This window comes from Spiroplasma endosymbiont of Andrena trimmerana, assembly GCF_964019575.1.
Classification (GTDB): Bacteria; Bacillota_I; Bacilli_A; order Mycoplasmatales; family VBWQ01; genus Spiroplasma_E.
This window is the reverse complement of the sequence record NZ_OZ026455.1, coordinates 108,852-131,951: the sequence shown is the minus strand read 5'-3', so window position 1 is coordinate 131,951 and position 23,100 is coordinate 108,852. Positions and strand designations below refer to the sequence as shown.

The 23,100-nt window shown below is 23.8% G+C and carries 23 protein-coding genes; 17 read left to right on the top strand and 6 right to left on the bottom strand.

Annotated features, from left to right (window positions below; genetic code table 4):
- Nucleotides 1-19: 19 nt before the first annotated feature.
- The 4 genes from AACL03_RS00880 (at nucleotide 20) to AACL03_RS00865 (ending at nucleotide 4,292) form a co-directional block, all read left to right on the top strand.
- Nucleotides 20-1,903, top strand: a complete 1,884-nt coding sequence (locus AACL03_RS00880; RefSeq protein WP_339038810.1) for a VirD4-like conjugal transfer protein, CD1115 family — start codon at nucleotides 20-22, stop codon at nucleotides 1,901-1,903.
- Between the two features lie 210 nt (nucleotides 1,904-2,113).
- Nucleotides 2,114-2,755 carry a CDP-diacylglycerol--glycerol-3-phosphate 3-phosphatidyltransferase gene (gene pgsA, locus AACL03_RS00875; RefSeq protein ID WP_339038809.1) on the top strand — a complete coding sequence of 214 codons (642 nt, stop codon included), beginning with the start codon at nucleotides 2,114-2,116 and terminating at the stop codon, nucleotides 2,753-2,755.
- 23 nt (nucleotides 2,756-2,778) lie between these two features.
- Nucleotides 2,779-3,585 (top strand): SDR family NAD(P)-dependent oxidoreductase, encoded by an 807-nt coding sequence (locus AACL03_RS00870; RefSeq protein ID WP_338959534.1) that lies wholly within the window; start codon nucleotides 2,779-2,781, stop codon nucleotides 3,583-3,585.
- 152 nt (nucleotides 3,586-3,737) lie between these two features.
- A complete protein-coding gene (locus AACL03_RS00865; RefSeq protein ID WP_339038808.1) occupies nucleotides 3,738-4,292 on the top strand; it encodes a hypothetical protein in 555 nt (184 codons plus the stop codon).
- Nucleotides 4,293-4,417: 125 nt separating this feature from the next.
- Here the strand turns inward: AACL03_RS00865 and AACL03_RS00860 are convergent, their stop codons facing one another.
- Nucleotides 4,418-5,368, bottom strand: a complete 951-nt coding sequence (locus tag AACL03_RS00860) for an IS30 family transposase (RefSeq protein ID WP_339038665.1) — start codon at nucleotides 5,366-5,368, stop codon at nucleotides 4,418-4,420.
- Between the two features lie 582 nt (nucleotides 5,369-5,950).
- Between AACL03_RS00860 and AACL03_RS00855 the strand changes: the two genes are divergently transcribed.
- Nucleotides 5,951-6,481, top strand: a complete 531-nt coding sequence (locus AACL03_RS00855) for a hypothetical protein (RefSeq protein WP_338957630.1) — start codon at nucleotides 5,951-5,953, stop codon at nucleotides 6,479-6,481.
- Nucleotides 6,482-6,660: 179 nt separating this feature from the next.
- Here the strand turns inward: AACL03_RS00855 and AACL03_RS00850 are convergent, their stop codons facing one another.
- The 4 genes from AACL03_RS00850 to AACL03_RS00835 all read right to left on the bottom strand — a co-directional run bounded on the left by AACL03_RS00850 (nucleotide 6,661) and on the right by AACL03_RS00835 (nucleotide 9,331).
- Nucleotides 6,661-7,233, bottom strand: a complete 573-nt coding sequence (locus AACL03_RS00850) for an SDR family oxidoreductase (RefSeq protein ID WP_339040157.1) — start codon at nucleotides 7,231-7,233, stop codon at nucleotides 6,661-6,663.
- On the bottom strand, nucleotides 7,230-7,403 hold the full coding sequence (locus tag AACL03_RS00845) for an SDR family NAD(P)-dependent oxidoreductase (RefSeq protein WP_339038806.1): 174 nt from the start codon (nucleotides 7,401-7,403) through the stop codon (nucleotides 7,230-7,232). Before AACL03_RS00845 ends, AACL03_RS00850 begins: the two co-directional genes overlap by 4 nt.
- Before the next feature lie 619 nt (nucleotides 7,404-8,022).
- A complete protein-coding gene (locus AACL03_RS00840) occupies nucleotides 8,023-8,652 on the bottom strand; it encodes a hypothetical protein (RefSeq protein ID WP_338957628.1) in 630 nt (209 codons plus the stop codon).
- Between the two features lie 118 nt (nucleotides 8,653-8,770).
- The gene (locus tag AACL03_RS00835) at nucleotides 8,771-9,331 is read right to left on the bottom strand and encodes a hypothetical protein (protein ID WP_338957627.1); all 561 of its coding nucleotides are present in this window, start codon (nucleotides 9,329-9,331) and stop codon (nucleotides 8,771-8,773) included.
- Nucleotides 9,332-9,770: 439 nt separating this feature from the next.
- On the opposite strand from AACL03_RS00835, the gene AACL03_RS00830 reads away from it, so the two are divergent.
- The 10 genes from AACL03_RS00830 to AACL03_RS00785 all read left to right on the top strand — a co-directional run bounded on the left by AACL03_RS00830 (nucleotide 9,771) and on the right by AACL03_RS00785 (nucleotide 17,752).
- Nucleotides 9,771-10,427 (top strand): hypothetical protein, encoded by a 657-nt coding sequence (locus AACL03_RS00830; protein ID WP_252320708.1) that lies wholly within the window; start codon nucleotides 9,771-9,773, stop codon nucleotides 10,425-10,427.
- Nucleotides 10,428-10,443: 16 nt separating this feature from the next.
- Nucleotides 10,444-11,115, top strand: coding sequence for a (d)CMP kinase (cmk, locus tag AACL03_RS00825; protein WP_252320710.1), 672 nt, complete (start codon nucleotides 10,444-10,446; stop codon nucleotides 11,113-11,115).
- A gap of 27 nt (nucleotides 11,116-11,142) precedes the next feature.
- Nucleotides 11,143-12,474, top strand: a complete 1,332-nt coding sequence (gene der / locus AACL03_RS00820) for a ribosome biogenesis GTPase Der (RefSeq protein ID WP_339038805.1) — start codon at nucleotides 11,143-11,145, stop codon at nucleotides 12,472-12,474.
- A 438-nt stretch (nucleotides 12,475-12,912) separates the two neighbouring features.
- Nucleotides 12,913-14,739 carry a PTS transporter subunit EIIC gene (locus AACL03_RS00815; protein WP_339038803.1) on the top strand — a complete coding sequence of 609 codons (1,827 nt, stop codon included), beginning with the start codon at nucleotides 12,913-12,915 and terminating at the stop codon, nucleotides 14,737-14,739.
- Between the two features lie 105 nt (nucleotides 14,740-14,844).
- Entirely contained in the window at nucleotides 14,845-15,657 is an 813-nt protein-coding gene (locus AACL03_RS00810; RefSeq protein ID WP_339038801.1) for a hypothetical protein, read from the top strand.
- A gap of 41 nt (nucleotides 15,658-15,698) precedes the next feature.
- Nucleotides 15,699-16,550 (top strand): hypothetical protein, encoded by an 852-nt coding sequence (locus AACL03_RS00805; RefSeq protein ID WP_339038799.1) that lies wholly within the window; start codon nucleotides 15,699-15,701, stop codon nucleotides 16,548-16,550.
- A 122-nt stretch (nucleotides 16,551-16,672) separates the two neighbouring features.
- A complete protein-coding gene (locus AACL03_RS00800) occupies nucleotides 16,673-16,855 on the top strand; it encodes a hypothetical protein (RefSeq protein WP_339038797.1) in 183 nt (60 codons plus the stop codon).
- Between the two features lie 50 nt (nucleotides 16,856-16,905).
- Complete coding sequence (locus AACL03_RS00795) at nucleotides 16,906-17,028, top strand: hypothetical protein (RefSeq protein WP_338959729.1); 123 nt, start codon at nucleotides 16,906-16,908, stop codon at nucleotides 17,026-17,028.
- Between the two features lie 26 nt (nucleotides 17,029-17,054).
- Nucleotides 17,055-17,198: a hypothetical protein gene (locus AACL03_RS00790; protein WP_338959726.1), complete on the top strand. Its 144-nt coding sequence runs from the start codon at nucleotides 17,055-17,057 to the stop codon at nucleotides 17,196-17,198.
- 71 nt (nucleotides 17,199-17,269) lie between these two features.
- On the top strand, nucleotides 17,270-17,752 hold the full coding sequence (locus tag AACL03_RS00785) for a hypothetical protein (RefSeq protein ID WP_339038794.1): 483 nt from the start codon (nucleotides 17,270-17,272) through the stop codon (nucleotides 17,750-17,752).
- A gap of 24 nt (nucleotides 17,753-17,776) precedes the next feature.
- Here the strand turns inward: AACL03_RS00785 and AACL03_RS00780 are convergent, their stop codons facing one another.
- On the bottom strand, nucleotides 17,777-18,070 hold the full coding sequence (locus AACL03_RS00780) for a hypothetical protein (protein WP_252319642.1): 294 nt from the start codon (nucleotides 18,068-18,070) through the stop codon (nucleotides 17,777-17,779).
- Between the two features lie 119 nt (nucleotides 18,071-18,189).
- Between AACL03_RS00780 and AACL03_RS00775 the strand changes: the two genes are divergently transcribed.
- Nucleotides 18,190-19,053: a hypothetical protein gene (locus AACL03_RS00775; RefSeq protein WP_338959718.1), complete on the top strand. Its 864-nt coding sequence runs from the start codon at nucleotides 18,190-18,192 to the stop codon at nucleotides 19,051-19,053.
- Nucleotides 19,054-19,093: 40 nt separating this feature from the next.
- Nucleotides 19,094-23,086, top strand: a complete 3,993-nt coding sequence (locus AACL03_RS00770; RefSeq protein ID WP_339038792.1) for an ABC transporter permease — start codon at nucleotides 19,094-19,096, stop codon at nucleotides 23,084-23,086.
- The last annotated feature ends 14 nt before the right edge of the window (nucleotides 23,087-23,100 follow it).

Genomic DNA, 23,100 nt, shown 5'->3' with positions numbered 1-23,100 from the left:
AAAATAAAGGAACATAAAAATGAAATTTATTCGTCAAAAAAAATGAGTACTACCAGCAGTAATTATAATTGTTATACCCTTTTTAGTATTAATAAATACTTTATTAGTTTATGCTTTAGTCTTTGTTCGTAACATGTTTTCTCATAGTGGAGATAATCAACAACCATTTACACTTAAATTTTTAATACAGGATGTTATTAATTATTGATTAATATTTTTAATTCTATTTCTTATTGAATTTTCAGTTTTATTATCTTACTTTATGATTCATAAATGTAAAATTTATTGTGAAACTCATAATAAAAGTCGCTTTTTACGTGATTCAAAAAATAAAGTGTATGGATCTGCTGCTTGATTAACACCCACTGAAATTGCTAATACCTTTCCTTTATCAAAAACTGTTGAAAATGATTACGGTATTGTTGTTCAAACAACAAAGACTAAAATTGGTGGTGTCCAATTTAATATTAAGTCTGATGCTCATAATATTGTAATTGGGGGAACAGGAAGTGGTAAAACTCAAAAATTAGTTATTCCAACTATATATTTAAATGCCCAATCGAAAATTAAACCATCAATGGTTATTACTGACCCAAAAGGAGAATTATTTCAAAATCATTCTAAAATATTAAAAGATAATGGTTACGATGTTTATGTTATTAATTTACGTGATACATCAGTATCTAATTCATGAAATCCTTTTGTTAAAGTATATGATTTTTATGTAGAATCAATGCGTTTAAAAAAAGAAAATAATCCTTTAAATGAATCAATTACTTATGAATCAATGGCATTATCATGAATTAATGATATTGTTGAAGCTTTATTTCCTGAATCAGATCCAAAACAAAAATTTTGAAATCAATCAGCGATGCAAGTTGTTAAATCAATTATGTTATTTATGCTAGAACAACTTGAAGATCAACCTGATGTTCCTTTAAAATACTTTAGTATGTCAAATGCTGCTATTGTTGCTACTAATCGTCAACGATATGTTGAAATTCTAAAAAAAATGCCAACTCATAGTTTAGCTCGTCAAATTGGTTTAGGTGCATTAGAAGGTGCTGAAGAAACTGCGGGATCAATTAGTCAAATGGTTGCTAATGGATTACGTTTATTTACTGATCCAGTGACGCGAAATATTAGTTGTAGTAATGATATAAATTTAGATGAAATTGTAAAAAAACCAAGTGCTGTTTTCTTAGTTGTTCCTGATGAAAGTAATGAACGTAATGCTTTTGTATCAATGTTTATTGCACAGTTATATAAAAATACAATTCGTTATGCAAGTACTTTACCTGATATTAAATTACCACGTCCTTTATACTTTTTATTTGATGAGTTTGGTAATATACCAACGATTGCTAGTATGGCACAAATGATTACTGTTGCACGAAGTCGTAATATTTTTTTCATGATGATTATGCAAGATTTACAACAATTAACACAAAAATATGGTAAAGAAACAGCAGAAACTATTTTTAATAACTGTATTTTGCATACTTTTTTGCAAACTATGGATTTACAAACCGCTAATAAATATTCAGATATGTTCGGTGAAAAAACAATTATTAATTATAGCCATTCTGGTAATAAAGATAAAAAAGCTGATAATATTAATTCATCATTACAAGGTAAAAAATTAATTACAGGTAGTGAGTTAATGAAATTAGATTTTGATACTGCTGTTATTTTTTTAGCAAAACATAATCCAGCAAAAACACGTTTAATTCCGTTTTATGAATGAGGAAGTAAACCGGCAGGACAAGCAACTGTTACAAATGCTTCACGTTTAATTGATTTTAATAAAGATTATTATTTAAGTTATATTGGTTTATTCTATTATATTGAGAAAAGAAAAAATCCACAAGCTGCTGCCGAAAGAGAAAAATCAGAAAAATAAAAAACAAACAATAGTTAAGAAATTGTATATAAAAGAATATTTATTTTAATATATAAATGTATATTATTGATAGATATAGAAAATAACGATATACTTATTTCATGAATAGATCAAAAATATAAGTTTTACTTTTTATAAATTATGCTAAAAAAGGTAAGTACATAATAATGTTAAATATTATAAATAAACTTATATGAAAGGATTTTAAATATGAATGTTCCCAATATTATTTCTTTAATAAGATTAATATTAGTCCCAATTATTGTTAGTTTAATGATTATTGGTCCAATAGATAATGATAATTTTTATCATCTTTGAATAACAAGTATTAATATTAATAGTTATAGTTTACCGATTAGTTGGTTAATGGCAGCAATTTTATTTATTATTGCTGCCATTAGTGATTTTATTGATGGATGATGAGCAAGAAAATTTAATCAGGTAACAACTTTTGGTAAATTTTTTGATTCAATTGCAGATAAACTTTTAACTAATGGTGTTTTAATTGTAATGGCATGTGCTACTATAATTCCGGTTTGAATGGTAATTATTTTGGTATTACGTGATTTTATTATTGATGTAGTTCGTCAAATTTTGGCTACTAAAGGTACAGTAATGGCTGCTGATAAATATGGTAGAATAAAGGCAGCATTACAAATGTTAGGAATTACAATTTTATTTTTTATTAATTGACGATTTTTAAATGGTAGTGTTAATGGTCATAGTAATAATGATCAATATGGTTTAATTAATCAATTAGTAATGATACCAATGTACGTTGCTACAGTATTAAGTATTTTTAGTGCTTATAATTATATTAGTTCAAATAGTAAAAAATTGTTTAATATCTAAAAATAAAAGGAGTATTAATATAAATGATAAATAAAGTAATTGTTTTGAATCAGTGAGCAGTAGTTACAGGAGCGTCTAAAGGATTGGGATATTATTACTGTCAAGCATTATTAGCACAAGGTTATCACGTATTAGGGGTATCACGTGATAGTAAAAAAATATTAGAATTAGCAGATAAGTATCCACACTTACAAGTTAAAAATTATGATTTAGATTTATCTGATTTAAAAAATATTTATAAATTATTTGAGTTATCAAAAGAATTAAATGTAACAGTAGTTATTAATAATGCTGGTTATGGTGTTTGAGGAACATTTGCAGATAGTATGTTAGAACAAGAATTAAATATGATTAATTTAAATATTTCTTGTTTACATATTTTAACAAAGTTATTTGTTCAACGTTTTAGTAAAAATAATTATGGTCGTGTTATTAATATTGGAAGTATGGCAGCTTTTAGTCCAGGTCCTGTTTTTGCTAGTTATTATGCTTCTAAATCATATGTTTGAAGTTTAGGTGTTGCAGTTAATTATGAATTAAAAAGAGCAAAAAGTAAAGTAAGAGTAATTACAATTTGTCCAGGTCCATTAAAAACTGAATTTTGAAATCGTAGTAGTAATGGTAAAGGAAATAAAGAACATTATAGTTCATTATTACCAGTTTTAGATACTGAAACTTATGCTAAAAAGTCTTTACAAACAGCCTTAAAAACAAAAAGAAAAAGTGTTATTATTACAGGAATTTCTAATAAAATTACAAGAACTATTATTAGAATATTACCTTTAAAAACAGTACTTAAGTTAGTATATAATTATCAAAAAAATCGCTAATAATGAATTTCATTTTTTATTTTAATCGTAAAAATTATTAAAAAACATTTATAATAAATAAATGTTTTTTTATTGTTTTCTTTAAAAGAAAGGTTTATGATGTATCCAACTTCTTAAGATTTTAAGAAGTTATTAAAAAAGAGGTGTTATTTATGAAAAAATATTTATCAATGTTAACAACAATAGCATTATCAGCAGCATCAATATTTTCAACTTCTTCGATATTAAATTCATATGTAAAAAATTCCAATTTAATAAATGTTGATAATTTACATGATGTAATACAACCAATTGATATTGTTGAATACCCTATTTTTGCTGATAATGGAGAAACTACAGTTAAAACTTTTGAAAAAAATGTTATTGTTCTTTTTAGTGATCCTTCAAAATTAAAATATATAGAATTAACTGATATAAAAAGTCATGTCGATTTTCATATAAATGGAAAAGATTATTATTATAATGATCAAAGTAAGAATTCAGTTATTGTATCTAGTGATACAAAGTTTATTGATAATAGTATTTCACATGAAGGAAATATGAATAAAGTTCAGCAAACAGTTAGTTACGATTATGATTGAAATCAAAAAGCATTTATTTTTAAATTTGTTAGTGTTGAAACGGTTACAGCAAATAATGAAAAAGATACTCAGTTTGTGAGAGGTTATTTTACTACTAGTTTAAAGTTAAATTTGCATGAATTTTAATTTATAGTTTAAAATATTATTTTTTTAACTTAATTAGAGAAATTATATTATAAAAGTAGTACTTAAGTACTGCTTTTATTTATTTTTTTGTTTTTTAAAATGCTAAATTGTAAAGGTAAGTGCAACTAAATTATTTTTCTATCCAAATATTCGATTGGTGAAAGATAATTTAGTATTTTTCTCGGTTTTTGATTTAAAGACAATATAAATTTATGAACTTCATTTTTATTAGTTTTTGAAAAAATAAATTTTTTAGGAAATTTTTCTCTAATTAAACCATTAGTATTTTCATTAGTACCTCTTTGTCAAGGTGAATATGGATTGGCAAAATAAATTTTTACATCTAAATTTTTTTCAAGTTGTTGTCAATTTGAAAATTCTTTGCCACGATCAAAAGTAATAGTTTTAACAATGTTTTTAGGAAGAATTGATAAATAATAACTGACATTTTTATTAATAACTTTAGTAGTTCTGTTTTTAACTAATATTGCTAAAGTAAATCGTGATACTCTTTCAACTAAAGTTATTAAACATGATTTGCTTTTACCTCGTGATGATACTATAGTATCTCCTTCTCAATGACCAAGTGTTATACGATCATTAACATTTATATCTCGTTCTTTAATTGATTTACCATTAAACTTGCCACGATTTTCTTTAGATTTTCGTTTTTTACCTTTTCTTCTTAAATTTTTACTAGTAACTTTATCAAGCATTCCAAAATAAATTCAAGTATAAATTGTTTTAAAACTAATAACTCATTCTTTATGAAAATTTTTAATTCTGCCATAAATTTGTTCAGGTGATCAACCTAATAGTAATTTTTGTTGTACATATTTTACTAAATTCTTATTTTTAAACTTATGAAAACTAATATGTGATTGTTTTCGATTTTCAGCTTTATTTTGTGCAATTAATGAAAAATAATGATTATTATCTTTATTTCTATTAATTTCTCGAATAATAGTACTAATACTTCGATTAAGATTTTTAGCTATTTCACTAATTTTAAATTTAAATTTCAATTGATTCTCAATATAAATTCTTTCATCTATGCCAAGATGTTTATAACTCATATAAAAACTCCTTACTTTTTTCTAAACTAAATTTAGCATTATGAAATTTTTATATGAGAATTTTTTGCAATTTTATTTACTTGCACTTACAAGTATAACTCAGCAAATAATATTTATATTATAAAATTAATTAAAGCATTAATAATAATTTATAATAATGATTAATCAAAATATATTATATACAGTATGAGATTCTATTGTAATTTGGTTTAAATTTGTTATTATTATATTTGTCCTAAAACTTTAGGACAAAACATCAGTTTAATTAATTTAAAATTGTAAATTTGGCTTTATGCCCTTATATGAGTAATTTTCATGTAAGGGTTTTGTATTTTAATTTATTGATATGAGTCTTTAATTTAGTTTAAAAACTCAATTTAATATCTATTCCAATTTCATAAATTAATATTCCCACTTACCCTTAAACCAAAATTTATACAGACTAATAATTAAAAACATTTTAAAATTTATATCATTATAATTTAAAAGTATTAAGTTTAAGGTCAAATTTACTCTTTTATGGTAATTAAGTTTGTTTATAGTAAAAGTATTATTAAAACTTTAGAAAATGAGGTTTATTAAATGCAGAATATTATAAATTGTGGCATTTATTTTGCCAATGTGCCATTAACAAAAACAACTAACGAAACTAGATGTGAAAATATAAATTGTAATTATCAATATTGTAATGGTTGCAAACTTGAAACAGTTATCATTTGAACGCAAACTCCTGATCAAAAATGTTTAATAATTCCTATTATTAGAAATTCAATTGAACAACATGAGCAAAGCCTAGGCTTATTAGGTGATAACTTATCTATTATTAAATTGAAAAAATCTAATAATAATTCTATTTTAAGTTTTCGCGAGGAAGATATTAGTTATGCTGATCTTAATCGTGCAACTTGAATTAAAAACTTTAGAATTGGTGATGAATACTTAATCAACGGAGAACTTCGTGTCTTAAATGAAACTGAAATTTATGATTTATCTTTTAGAGTAAAAACATTACCAATATCAAGTCTTAATACAATTGCCAATATTGGTATTAATAAAAATTTAAATTTAAATAATAAAATTGTAAGTTATAGTGACAATACTTTGAAAGAATAATTTCTTAAAACAATTAAAAATATAAAAATTCTTAATATTAAATTTCTCTTTCTTTTAAAATTAAAAAATAATAAATTTAGGGTAGTAACATTAACGTGTTACTACCCTAAAATAATAAAGAATTGTCTAAAGTATTTTAAAATTCAAAAATTAGATAAATATTCTTTATTTTTTTATTTTTACATTATTTCATTGGTTGGTCTAATAATAATTTCATTTCAAGTAGCATCAGCGGGTAATTCAATTGCTTGTTTTATTGTTAGTGCTATTCGTTCGGCAGATATGCTATAAGTTTTATAATATTCTTTAAATTCAGAACTAAATTCTTTATCAGTTACTCTATTCAATAATTCAGTATTGATTGCTCCAGGTGAAATTACTGTAATTCTAATATTAGTTTTATCCTTTGCTACTTCTTCTCTTAATGATTCACTAATCGCTCTAACTGCTCATTTTGTTGCTGAGTAAACTGCTTCACCAGCATGAGCAAAATGACCAGCAATTGATGAAATATTAATGATATGACCTGAATTTTGTTGATACATTAATGGTAATGATGCAGCTATACCATAAAGTGTTCCTTTAATATTGACATCAATTGTTTCATCTCAGTCTTTAATGTTTTTTTGTTTTAAAGATGTTAGTATCATAATTCCTGCGTTATTAATTCAAACATCAATTTTATTAAATGTTTTAATTGCAAATTGTGCTAGTTTTTCTACCTCATGATGTTTGGTGACATCAGTTACTAAATAATTTGCTTCACCATTTTTATATTTTTAATACTAGTAACTAATGCTTTAAGTTTTTCTTCTCTTCTTGCAGCTAAAATTAATTTATGACCGGCGCTTGCTAATAACTTAGCTGTTTCCATACCAATACCACTAGAAGCACCTGTGATTACAATAACTTTTGATTTCATGTGTATTCACCTCTAAACTATTGATCAACAATGATCAATTTTTTTATTTTTAATAATTAATGCAATTAAAATTGCTTTTAACAGAAATGTTTAATAAATGTATGTATAATTAATGAATATTAAATTAAATAAAAAATAATGATTTACAAAATTAAGTAATTGTAAATTCTCTGCTTAAGAAAATAAAAAAGAAACAGGGGTAAAAAATGGTAAATTATAAAAAAATTAATTGATTTATTTTAGCAATTATTATTCTTGGGATTTTATTTATGATAATTGGATTAAGTTTACTTACTAGCAAAGTGTTAATAGGAAGTCATACAGAATTAGTCACTAATGGTTTTGGATTAATCGCGGGAAAATATAAAGAGTATTCTCATATAAATGGAATTTTAGATATATTTAATAATAATTTAAATGATTGATTTAACATTTCAAATGTAAGATGTGGTGTTGTTTTTACAATATTTTTAACTCCCATATTTTTATCTATAAGCATAATTTGTTTTTTATATAATTATTATATTTTTAAATTTTCTAAAAAATAAAATAAGAGTAACATTATTTTTGATAAATATTTATTAGAATTTATGTATTTTTATTTAGTTAGCTAATGAATCTAATCATTATTATTAAAATCAGCAATTTTGACAGTATATTCAAAAGTTTCACTTGAAGTTACATCAACAATTTTGCCTTCAATCATTACCTTTATTGTTATTGGATAATTCATTTTGTAGTTTAAAAATTGATCACCTACTTCAATTGCGTTTATTCTGCATTTTTCTAAATGTTCTTTAAATGAATTTGTTAAATTTGGAATAGTAACATTGTTTAAATCATTAATGAATCATTCTCAGGTTTTATTAATACTAGCTTGATTATAAGCTGCTTGAAACAAATTACGCATATAATCTAATGCTACTTGTTCAGCGATAATGTTATATTTTTGTTCTATTGTTGTTTTTCTATCCCTTACTGCAAACATTCCACTTGGATAGTCATTATTTTTTAATAAGAAAATTCTAGTGAGTGGTGATAAGTCTAAAAGTTGAGTAATATAAATAGTCATACTATTTAAGTTTTCTTTAATTTGATTAACATCATTAAAACCAAAAACAGGTATTTTATATCTTACGGCTTTATGGTTATTATTAGTGTTATTTTGATTTTCTTTTTTTTCTTCGTTATTGGTTATTTTTGTTTTCATTATAATTTTGATTTTTTCATTGATATTTTTATTGTTCATTAGTGTTTCTCCTTTTATTTAATAATATAACCTAGGTCAATTTAGTAATACTAAATTGACCTAGGTACTAAGAAAATATAAAAAATATTATATTTTATGAATTACTAAAATTATTTAATTACGCTTTTTTAACTGCTTTAACAGTAAAGTGGAATTTAACTGATGAATTAGCAGTTACTTGTGGTGCATTAGGTACGGTTGCTACAACTTTGTAAATAAAATCCATTTTATAGTCTAGTGCATCTCCTGAAGCTATATATGCATTTAAACATTCTTTTGTATGTTTTTCAAATTGATTTTCTAAATCGTTAATAGAAACATCTGTTTTATTAGCAATTGATCATCCTCATTGTTGACCTTGTGCTAATATATATGCTTTTGGAGCTGTTTCTTGAAGTCTAGTAAGTAAATATTGTGGTACAATTGGTGTTATACCAGCACTTGTTACTAATACGAATGTTCCATCTGGATATTGTTCATCTTTTAAAAACGCAACTTTTTCTGTAGCTGGTAAAGCTTCTAATATTTGATTAATATATGGAACCATACTGTTTAAGTTAGCTTGCACACTAATAGGATCAACGTTATCTAGTACATTAATATTATTACTATCAGTATTTCCAGTAGTAGTTGTATGTTCAATTTTTAAATGTCCTAAAGTAAATGTAGTTTTTTGCATATTTTATTCTCCTTTGTTACTAAAATAAATTTTGATTTTTAGTTTTAGTTTATTTTTAGAATTAAGATTTACCTAATGTAATATATTTTTATTTTTAATATCGATAATAGCAAGATATTTATAATAATGTGAAAGTGATATTAGATAAAAATATTTTTTGTAAATCTTAATTTAAGTCTATAATTGAAAAAAAGAATATACAATAAAAAAATAATACCTGCATAAAAATATAAATTTTTCTAATATTTTATTTTTAATAATGTTTAAAAGAAAACTAAGTAAAAACAATTATTTTTTAAAATATTATCAATATTATCAATAGTTAAATTTGTATATTATAATGATTTTATATATTTATGTTATAATCAAGAAAATTATCATTACTATTAAAAATAAATCAATATTGGAATTTTTTAAATATTAATTTGTGGGTGCTTTAATGACAAGAATGGAAAAGTATAAAAGTTTACGTGAACAAATTGCTAAAGAAATTAAAGAAAATAGTAAGCTTTGAGAACAAGAACAAAAAATAGAAAATTATTATCAGCAACTAATAAAAATTGATAAATCATATTTTGAGCCAATTTTTCAAAAATTAAATTCTGATTTAAATTTAGTTAATTTTGAAAATTATTTTATTAAAAATAATGAACAACATTTAGATGATAATGATAAATTAATATTGGAAAATATGTTAGAAAATATTAATAATATTTTAAAAAAATATAGCGAAAATATTGATTTTGAAATAGTTGATGTGCCATTAATAAGTACTAACTTGGAATATCAAACGTTAATTAATAGTATGCATAATAAAATAAATGAATTTCAAAAAGACTTAGAAAGTAAAATTCATGATGTCAAAAATTTTGTTAAAAATTTAGAATTTAAATATAAAAAGTATAAAATAAATAATAGTGATCTTAATAAAGAACTAAAAGAAATTAATCAAGAACATAATAATTTTCAAGATGAATTACAAAAAGTTAAAATTAAGAATAACTATAAGTGAAGTTTAACAGTATTTAGTATTATCATTATTTGTTTAATTTTAATAGTCGTGTTAGTATTATCATTAATATTATTTATTAAGTAGAGAATGGAGAAAAACAATGTACCCAAAGATTAATATTGCAATAGATGGTCCAGCAGCTAGTGGTAAATCAGCAGCAGCATATTTACTTTCTAAAAAAATTGATTATCAATTTATGGATACAGGAATTATGTATCGTAGCTTTACTAATTATTGTTTAAAAAACAAAATTGCTTTTGAAAGTGAAGATTTAATACTTGCAGCATTACAACTTTTTGATATAAGATGAGTTAATGGTCATTTTTTATTTAATGATCAACCACCAACAGAAGAAATTTATGATAAAAATGTTACTAGTAAAGTACCAATAATTGCTTCGTTATCTGAAGTTAGAAAAGTTATGGTTGCTAGAATTCAAGAAATGGTTAGAAGTCAAGGCTTTATTGTCGTTGGCAGAGATATTAGTAGTGTTGTTTTACCTGATGCTCAATTAAAGATTTTTTTAACTTCTAGTTTACACGCTCGTAGTGAAAGAAGATATAAACAGTATATTAAAGAGGGTATTAATATTACACAAGAACAAGTATATAACGATATGGTAATTCGTGATAATGTTGATAAAACTCGTAGCACTGGTCAACTAGTAATTGTTGAAGATGCAGTTATTTTAGATAATAGTGATTATAATTTACAAACGACCGTTGATAAATTAAAAGTTTTATATGATAATTACTTTAGTCATAAAAAATAATATTTTAAATATAAGGATTTGAATAAAATGAATAAGTTACCAAAAGTAGTAATTGTAGGACGCCCTAATGTTGGTAAATCTTCAATTTTTAATCGTATATTACAAAAAAAAGTAGCAATAATTGAAGATATGCCTGGAGCAACTAGAGATCGAATTTATGGCATTAGTGAATGATTAACACAAAATTTTGTGATTATTGATACGGGTGGTATTACTAAAACGATTACTAATTTTACTCAACAAATCAATCAACAAGTTAATATTGCTTTAGCTGAGGCTGATATTGTTTTATTTGTTTGTTCTTATCAAGAAGGTCTAACTCACGAAGATGAAGATATTGCTAAATTATTATACAGAACTAAGAAACCGGTTATTATTATTGCAAATAAATATGATAATGTTCAAAACGATAATGATAAAATTTATGATTATTTAAAAGTTGGCTTTGGCGAACCAATTTTAGTATCTGCTAGTCATGGTGTTGGTTTTGGTGATTTATTAGATATGATAATTACTAAATTACCAAAAGAGGTTCATACAGAAAAAAAAGAACATATTAATTTAGCAATTATTGGTCGTCCCAATGTTGGTAAATCAAGTTTAGTTAATACTATTCTTCAAGAGAATAGAGTTATTGTTTCACCAATAGCAGGAACAACAACTGATGCTATTGATAGTAATTTTGTTTATAATAAAAAACAATATTGTGTTATTGATACTGCTGGAATTCGTAGAAAAGGAAAAATTACTGAAGATTTAGAAAAATATAGTTTAATTAGAACTACTAATGCTATTGAACGTAGTGATATTGTTTTGTTTTTATTAGATGGTAGTGTTGAAATTCAAGAACAAGATTTAACAATAGCAGGAATGGCAAAAAATTTAGATAAGCCAGTTATTATTATTGTTAATAAATGAGATTTAGTTAAAAAAAATGAAAAAACAATGCAAGAGTTTACTAAAAAAATAAAAGAAAAATTTAAATACCTTGAGTATTCTTTTGTTGTATATTTATCTGCTTTAGAAAATACTAGAATTCATACTTTATTTGCTACTATTAATGAAGTATTAGTTAATATGAATTTAAGAATTAAAACAAGTATTCTTAATGAAATAATTAATAAAGCTCAATTAATTAATGAGCCGCCCTACTTTAAAGGTGGTAGATTAAAGATATATTACACAACACAGGTTGAAAAAAATCCGCCTACTTTTATTTTAATGGTAAATGATCCACAACGATGTCATTTTTCTTATGAACGTTTTTTAATTAATCAAATTCGTGAACGATTTGGTTTTCAGGGTGTACCAATTAAATTAAGATTTAGAATGCGTAAGTCATTGTATAATAAACAATAAAAAAGTGTAAAATTTTGTGATTATATTTATTTAAGAAAAATTTATTGTATAATAATATTTATTAAGATAAAAAACTAATGATTAGAAAGTGTAAATGATTATGCTAAATTTTTTAACATTAGAGTCGCACAATAAAAGTTTATCAACATCGGCAATGTGAATAATGTTTATCATTGGTTTGATTTGTATTGGTATTATTTTTCTTGTGTTTTTTTTATTTAAAAGAAAATTACGTAAAGAAAGGAGCCTGATTAACGAGCAATTTTTATTTAAACCAAAAAAAGTTACATATCAAGTTTTTCATTTTTGAAATAAAGTTCTTTATATATTTTTAATGTTTTGTGCAACAGTTGGTGCCATTGTGCTATTATCAGTTTCAATAAGTTCAATGTTTTAATTTTGAAAAATTAAGAAAAAGTTTTAGGAAGGGGTTAAAATATGGGTTTAGTTTTCTGAAAAAAACATAAAGAAAAAAACGATAGTATAACAATTTATCAAAAAAAACTAGAGCAAGAATTAAAAACCTCAAAAGAAAAAAGTCCTTGAAATAATGTTTTAAAATTTTTACAAGACTTAGGTAAAGCATTACAATTTCCAATTGCAGTATTACCATTCGCTGCTATTTTAAACAGATTTGGAGCATTAGGGCTTACATTTACTACTACAACTGATGCTGGTGTTATGCATGTTACTAATGAAGTTGGTTATTGAATTTCATATATTATTCAACAACCAGGAAAAATAGTATTTGATAATTTACCATTATTATTTGCTTTAGGTTTAGCATTTGGTTTAGCTAAAGATCATCGTGGTGAAGCTGCATTAGTTGGAGCAGTATTTTATTTGGCAATATCTGCAATGACGTCAATTGAACATTCATTACCAGAAATGTTATATAAAAATGTTTTAACTTTTACATCAAGTAAAGGTGAAAAATTTTCGTCATTATTTTATGTAGAAGAATTTGGAACAGATGGTAAAACTATTATCGGTGGTATTTATGTATTAAACATTGGTGTTTTTGGTGGAATTGTAGCGGGGTGTTTATCTGCAGTTTTATATAATAAATATAAAGAAATTAAACTTCCTCAAGCATTATCATTCTTTGGTGGTAGAAGATTTGCACCAATGGTGGCTTTAGCAATAACTATTCCCACTGCTTTGGCATTTGCTATTGTTTGACCATGAATTCAATTAGTATTAATGAAATTTGGTCAATTAGTTGCTAATCCAAATAATCCAGCAGTTGCTATTCCAGGAACAGCAGTTTATGGAATATTAAATCGTTTATTATTACCTTTTGGATTACATCAAATCTTAAATACTTTTTTTTGATTTCAATTACCAATTAATGGTCAGATAATATCTCCAATTACAGGTGCTGCATCTGGAACAACGGAATGAGTAAATGGAGACATTAATGCTTTTACTAGAGGTATTGAAGGATCTGGATTTTTTCAATCAGGTTTCTTTCCTATTATGATGGGTGGTATTCCTGCTGCTGCCTTAGCTATGATTATGGCAGCTAAAAAAGAAAATAGAAAAATGGTATCAGGATTTTTAGGAGGAGTTGCTTTAGTTTCTTTTATTAGTGGAATCACTGAACCAATTGAATTTTCATTTGTATTTATTGCTCCATTATTATTAGTAATTCATGCCTTATTAACAGGGATATTTATTGCAATAACGACAGCATTGCATATCCAAGTTGGTTTTGGTTTTAGTGCTGGAATTATTGACTATTGCATTTCTTTTGCTCAATCATGAGGATTTGCTAATCATGCTACAGGTGCTTATCATATTACTTCAAATCCACTATGAGTATTATTATTAATTGTGGCTGCTGGTGGAGTTTATTTTATTGTATTTTATACATTAATTACTAAAATGAATATTGAAACGCCAGGAAGAGAAGAAGATTTTGGTGTTGAAGAAAATAAAGTAACAACAAAATCAGAGTTAAGCAATAAAAATCTTAAAAGTGATAAATATACATTAATGGCAACAAAATTAATTGAAGCAATTGGTGCAGATAATTTTGTTGAAATTGATAATTGTGCTACTAGGTTACGTTTGATTGTTAAAGATACATCACGTGTTAATTTGGCAAAAGTTAAGGCCGCAGGAGCATTTGGTACTAAAATTTTGAATAAAGAAGCTTTGCAAATTGTTATTGGTACCGATGTTGAACATGTAGCCAATGCAATAAAGACACAGTTACAAAATTCAGCAACTTTGAATATTAAAACTAAAGTTAATCTATAATTAAAAGTGATTATTACAATATAATATTAAAGCTACTAAAGCTCATATAGCCATTAAATGGTTATATGAGCTTTTAATTGATTAAAAAAGATAGGAGTAAAAATAATGGGAGTAGGTAAACATTTAATTACTAACATTTTACAAAAAATAAAATCACAAGTACCAACATTAACTAAAGAAGACATTATTACTGCGCTTAATATTATCTATATAACTTGTGCAGAATATAATGCTATTGATAGTTCTATTAGTAATATTGCCAAATATTATCACCAAGAAGATGAAAAATTTGATAGTCAATTGTTTAGAAAAAATTTGCATAGTTCTTTGCAATATATTGATCAAGACAATTTATACAGTTTGAAAAGTTTGATTTCAATTATTTTAATAATTAATGTTTTTAATCATCCTTTATTATTTAGTGATTTTATTAAAAAAGATATTACTAATATTGAATTTATGAAAACAAAAATAGAAATCCTGAAAAATGATAATATTTTTTTTATTAAAAAAATTAGTTCGTGCAAGGACTTAAATAAGTTAAATAAATTAAGAGAGCAATTAAATAATAATTTTGAAATATTAAAACATTTTAAAACAATTTGTGAAAATCATCAATTAGGTGTATTAAATATTTATAACTTTATTGCTAATCAATCAAAATATTTTGTTACTGATGAAGATTGTGATAATAAAATTAGTTTAACAAGTAATGAATATGAAAAAATTAAGGAGATAATGTCAAGAGAAAATAAATTTAAGGATATTTTAGTTAAAGATAGTAATTCTGAAATTCCATATAAATTAAATATTGAAGAACTTGATAAAATTTTTAAAAAGGAAGTTGTAAATTTATTCGATGAATATGAAAATAAAATTTGTGATTTTAAAAATAATAAATCTAAAAAAATGAATTAAAAATTAAGGGAATTAAATTAAAAATTCAAAATATTTTTGATTTGTCAAAAATTATTTTTGAAATGTTTCAAAAACCAGTTACTTCTTCATTGCCTTTAACGAAAATTGTAAATCAAATTTTTGATGAAAATGATTCAATGCAATATTTAAGCGAAATTGAAAAAAATATTGATAGTAATATTGAAATGATTAAAAAGTTAAAACAAAAATTGCAAGAAATTTTAAACGATAATGACGTTTCAAAAAAGGAAACGTTAATGCAAGTAGAAAGTTTTAATAATTCTCATAAAATAGAAACAAAGAAAACAAATGTTAAAAAAAGAAAAAATAAGAAAAAAGACAACAAAAAAAATGAACATTTAAAATTTATTAATACTAATGAAACAGATAATTCAGAATCATCTACAACAAGTAGTTCAACGTCTTTACTTGAAAAAGATATTACTAAAATTAATGCTATTTTAGAAGAAAATGACATTAAAGAACAAAGTATAAAACAAGAAAATGATGCAAAAGAAGAAAAAACAGAAATTTTAAGTCAAGATCAAATTTTACAAGCAAAAATTAATCAATTAGAAGCACAATTAAAGCAAACACAAGAAGAATTGGATAAAACAAAAGTTAAATCTGCAGAAGAAACAGCAATATTAGAACAACAATTAATAGCAGAAAAGCAAAAAGTACAACTATTAATTGATGAAACTAAATTTTTAGTTTCTAAAGTTGCTACTTTAGAAAGAGAGAAAACAAAGTTAGAAAAAATTAAACAACAAAATAGTGTAAAAATAAATCAAATAAGTAATAATTTAGAAAAAGTGCAAAAAAAATTGAGAAATATTCGTGATCAAAAAAATAAAAGTATTGAAAGATTAATAAAAAAGAGTTCGCGTTAGTTTCAGAAAAAGAAAGATTAGAAAGTAGAAATTATAAAAATAACCAAGATTTAGAAAAATTAAATCAAGAATTATCAAAAACACAACAAACATTAATAACAGTAGAAGATAAAAATCAAAAATTGGTTACGGAAGTTAATCAATTAAAGGAAGAAAAAATAAAACTAGAAACTATTCAACAAGAAAATGGCATGCAAATAAAGGAGAAAGAAAAAAATATTTCTTTACTAGAAGGTAAATTAACAAAGATTGGTAATCAAACAACTGAAGAAGTTCAAAAACTACTTAAAGAAAAAAACAATTAGTTTTAGAAAAAGAAAAGTTAGAAACTTTAAATAAAAAAGGTAGTCAGAAGTTGACAAATTTAAATAAAAAAATACAAATGTTATCACAGTATAATCAAAATTTAGTAGCATTTACTGATAGTTATGATATAAAATCTTGTATTCATATTAACCCAGTTATTGAAAAAAAATAGTATCAAAAACATTAGTAGTTAGTGAAATGATGGAAGTAGTTGCACCACTATCAGTTTTAGTACCTACAGGTCAACAATTTTCAGTTTCAACTGAAAATTGAGAAGACGTTCATATTGCTAATGAATTAACACCAGGATTTTGTTTACAACCAAAATTATTTACAATGTAATTAGTATTATTATTTCGTATAAATAAGAATCATTAAAATTATGTTATAGTTTATATAGAGGTGACCATATAGTGAACAATGAGGTACTAAAAACAATTTTATTCAAGAAAGAAATAACTATCAAAGATAGAATATTATTTAAAACAATTTTTGAGGTTTTAAGTACTCTTTTTACTAATGAAGATGGTGTATCAATATTAAAAAGTGGTTATAAAATAAATGATTATCAACAAGTTTGATTTTTAACGATTAGTCCAAATAGCGAAAAAGAAGAAGTAATTAAAACAGGATATGCAAATTTTTTGTCAGAAGATTGAAATGTTATTTATCAATTTAATAGTACTAGTACAAGTGAAAAAAGAAAACAATTGGGTGAAAAATATATTAAAGATAAAGTAGAATTTGTTACTTTTGTAAAAATAAAAGAAAAATCAAAAGGCATTGGTTATCATTTTATAGGTATATTTGTTTTTGATGATTATCGTAGCAAAGATTATAAAACAATGGTTTTTAAAAAAATTAAAGATAGTTATAAATTAAATAAAAAGAGTTAATAAATATTTATTAACTCTTTTTATTTATAAAGATATATGTTTAGTTTGATTTTCACTTTCTTCTTCAAAAATAGTAATATTATTAAAATTAATCTCTTGTATCTTTTTTTTCAATGGTTTTGAAATAATTTTTCTATTTGAAAAAACTGTTGATGTATTTTTAGTTGGTTGTTCAACAGCTATTATTTTAGTAGTAGATGTAGTAGTTTGATAATTAGTAGTGGGGTAGTACATATAGTTTGAATCCATAGGTTGTAAATATTGATATTCATTATCAAAATTATTACTAAAGAATTTGATACAGCAGTTTCATAACATTTTCTTTTTTCCTTTTCTTTTTAAATATTTGAACACTATCTAAAACTAAATAATTGCATTATTTAATTTTAATAGTTTATAATTATAATAATAGCAAAGTTTATTTAAAGGTGAATATAATGTTACGTAGTAGTAATATTTTAAAAATTAATAGTATTAATAATTTTGAACAATTATTTATTTTTTTTGGTTTACCAGTTCTTTTTTTACTTTTAATTATGAAATTAACTTTTTTAATTACTATTAATTTTCATAAAAATAGTATTAATAATAAAAAAATATTTAATAAAACAAAAATCATTATTCTTCAATTTAGTTTATGATTTTTAGCACAATTTTGTTTATTTTTATTACCAGTTCAAGAAATGGTAATTAATATTAATTTTTTAGATTTAGAAAGTTTACCAATGCTATCATTGATTTCGATTTTACATTTATTTATTTGTTTTAGTTTTTTAAGCCGTAATAATAATCAAATTATGAAAGTGATGCGTTTTACTATTTTGTCAATTATTATAATTGCTATTATTTTACAATTTAATTTTACTATGATTAAAATATCATTACCATCAATAAATAACTTTATTTCAGTACTAATTTTAGTGTTCTTTTACTATTGATTAGGTTTCTTTTCATGAAAAATGTTTAGTGATAATTTATTTACAATTTTTAATTTAATTAAAAAAACTTGAGTAACATTATTTAGTAATTCTTCATTACCCAATATTATTAATAAACAATTTCCAGTAAAAGCATATACTAAAACTAAAATTATCATTTTAACATGGCAATTTAAAAAACAAATGTTTACTAATTTTGACCACCAAGTTTCTATTACTGATAATAATAAAAAACTTTTAATTGCTATTTTTAAGAAGAATTTAACTTATTTTTTAAGTGCCCAATTAACACTACTTATTACTAAAACTATTCAAGATTTAAAAACTTTAATTAATGGTTGAAAAATGGCTTTAATTCAATAACTTTTTTTGTTTTAAAATTTAAAAGAAAGGAAGAACGAATATGAAAAAACAATCATTTTTGCTTTTTAAAAATGCGTTTAAACAAGCATTTCGTAATAAAATTCAATTAGTTGGTTTAATTGTTTTAGTATTATTATCATCAACTATTTTTTCATTAATGCAAACAAGTTTAGCAAGAATTTCTGATGAATATTCAACATTAGTTGCAAAATCTAATTTACATGATTTTGTTATTGATTTATCTAATACTACTCCAAAAACTATTTCTAATAAAATCTCAACATCAACAACTGCTGTTGATGAAAAGAATGATTTTGATATTAACAATATTGCAAATGATGCTGGTAATGAATTTATATGAGATCGTGTTGAAGGCAGAACTATGCAATTAGATAATAGTAATCCTAGAATTTTAAAAATATTAACTTATAATCAAGATGCTCGTATTGATAAATTAATCATTAGTGATGGTTATCAAATAGGAGATAGTAATAATCCAGATAAAACTCCAAGTTGAAAACAGGTAGTTATTAATAAAGAATTTGCTCAAAAAAATAATTTGCATATTAATGATACAATTCGTGTGCAATCAGATCAATTAGGAAGTAGTTTAAAAGTTTCAGGATATGATTTAAATGATGCTGCTTATAGTAGTTATAATTGATTAAAAATTGTTGGATATGGTGTATCTGCTGATTTCACAACCCCAATTATTGATCAAACTACACCAATTCCAAATAAAACTCGTGAAGGTTTATTATACGTTGATCCAATGCAATTTGGTTTAAGTAAAAGGTTAGAAAAAAATAATTATATTTGATCATATGATAAAGCTAATGAAAAAATCACAATTTCTTCTGATAATGATCGCGAAATTTATTTTGTTGGAAAATCAACAATAGGTAAAATTAATGATATTAAATTAATTTCACAAAGTTTAAGAAGTAAATATATTAATACTATTGATTCTGATGCTGCTTTAGTATATAAGTTAGGAAATAATAAGTATACGTTTAATAATCGTACTGCTACTTTGAATGCAACTATTATTGGATTTAAAAGTTTATTAATTGGTTTATTGTTAATTGTTTTAATTATTACAGGAATTACAGTAATATTAATTACTTATAAAAATATTGATAATTCACGAACACAAATTGGAATTTTAAAATCATTAGGTTATAGTAATATTAAAATTTTAATTACATCTTTAGCTTATCCAATGGTAGCAGCACTTATTGGTACTATTTTAGTGTTTTTACCAGCAAGTGGTTTACAAATAATTATAGTTCAAACATTTGCCAACTATTTTAATCTAGATTTTGGTCATTTTATTTTTAATGGTTTAGGATTTATATATTGTTTAATTTTAATATTTGGTTTTTTATCAATTATTGCATGAGTTATTAGTGCTTTAACAGTTATTAAAAAACCAATAGATTTAATTAAAAACGAATCAGCTACTGTTAATTCTCGCTTTAGTCGAATTATTAAAACAAAAAGTATTAATCGTGGATTTTTAACAAGATTCCGTTTATCACTATTTACATCATCAATTGGAAAAATGGCAGCAGCATCATTAACTATGTTTTTAGGAACAACTTTAATGACAACATCTATTATTGGTCCAAAAATTATGGCTGATAATAAATTACTTTCTTTTACTGGTATGAATTATCACTCCTTAGTTGAATATGACATTCCGACTTATAATTCTCCATATAGTTTTTATAAAACTTATAATCCAAATAATAAAGATGATTGAACTTATACTTCTACTGTTGATAGTACTACTGGTGATACATATTGACATCCACCACGTTTTGATAATTCTGGACCATTAAATGATACTTTTGTTAAAGAATTATTAGAAAATAATATTAATGCTGAAGCATATGCTCCAATGTCAGATGAAACTAATCCCGGTGCTGCTATTAGTGATTTAGGATATACTGGTTTAACGTATTTAAATGGTAAAATGCTTACTAAAAACTTTTTAAATGGATTAGATTCTAGTGATATTAAAGATGCTTCTGTGATTGTTGGAATTATGGTACAAATGGCTTGACCAAATGCATTACCAATGTATGACACAGTTTTAAAAAATACTAATATTAACAGTTTTTATAGTGAGAATACTTATAATATTATTAGAAAATTTTATCAAAACTATCGAACAACAGTGGCAATGAATATTAGTGGTACGATTTCGAAGACTGGTAAGATTAGTACTAATCCTAATGATTTAGATATTACAAAATTCAAAGATTGAGCAAATACTAATATTCCTGCTTACAAAAATGCCTCAAGTAAGGGTCCTACTTTTATTAATGATATTGATAATTTAAGTTTTGATACTAGCGATAAATTATATCCGTGACATTTAACTAATGAAACACAATTATTGAATAATAATGCATCTGAAATTAGTGACAAAGAGCGTGATAGTTGAATTAATAAAGTTGGAATTTGATTTGGTGCTTTATTTTATAATAGAATGGGACAAACTGTAGTGCAAGGTGCTTATACTAAAAGCCCATATTTTATTCGTCAAAATATTGCCAAAGCTTATAGTGATCCCAATGCTCCTTTTAATGTTGCTTTTAATGTTGTGCCTTTTGATAAAGAAACTGATGAATTAGGAACTTACTTTATTGGTACTCCTGAAAAATTATTTAAACAGAACAAATATTTAATGAAAGTTTATGGTTTACAAAATCAACAACAGTTAGGCAAACCTTCAATGATGCAATTATATGATGCTGGAGGTTCTTCATTAAATCCACTTTTAGAACAAGAAAATAGTGATGATAGTATTAGTCTTGTTATTAATCAAACAATTGCTAAACAATTAAATTTAAAAATAAATGATGAATTTAAAATGAGTAGTAATGGTAATACTATGAAATTTAAAGATAATAATAAATTGAAACCTTTTGATTTGGATAAAATTAATATTGATAACATTGTTGGTGATAGTAAAAATGTTAATAATGTAACATTATTAAAACAACAAACTGGTTATACACAAGTTGATGAGTTAAAGGATGGGGCTTATGATAATATGGGTATTAATGCTACAAATATGTTAAAAGAAGTTACTGCTGGTAAGGTTGTTAATTCTTATAATGATAAGATAAGTTCTAAAACACCAACGTATAAAGTAGTTGGTATATATAATGGTTATGGTCAACCTAATGCTTATATTAGTAAAACTAATGCTGATAAAGTTTTATCATTTAATAAAACAAAAGAATTTTTATTTTTATTATTTAAAAAAGAATGAGAAGACAAAAAAACAACTTGTGATGTTGATTTTGGTAAATTAAAATCATTTAATGAATATCAAAATTTTCTTAATCAATTAAATGATCCCGTTATTTATAAACTTAATCAAATATTTGAAAATGAAAATCCAATCTTTAATTTTAAATTTTCAAATTCGCAATCATTACCAGATATAACTAATTCATTTTCAACTTCGCAAATGTATGGAGATTACAGTGCTTTTGGTTTAAATGGTGGTACTGATGGTTCTGGTACTTATCAAGGTTATGGTGCAGGTAGTGCTGTTAATATTACGCCACAAGATATCCATCATCAGTTGTTAAATCAAATTACTGCTTTAGTTGATACAGTATTGGTTGCATTTATTATCTTTTCATTAATCATTTCGTTCTTTATTATTTTATTAACAAGTAATTTAGTAATTTATGAAAATCGTAAAACAATAGCAACAATGAAAACACTTGGTTATAGTGATGCAAAAATAACTAATATTGTTATTGGTATGTATTTACCAGTGATTGCTGTTATGTTTGTTATTGGTTTTCCTGTAGGATGAATAATTGTTAAGTTTATTCTTAACTATTTAGCTGCTAATACAACATGGGTTTTACCATTATTCTTTGTTTGATGATTACCGCTTGTGGTTGGTTTAATTGTCTTTGGCATTTATGCAACAACCTTTATTATTGATTGATATGCCATGAAGAAGATTAATCCAATTAAAACTTTAAATGAAATTGATTAAAAGCAGAAAGGAAT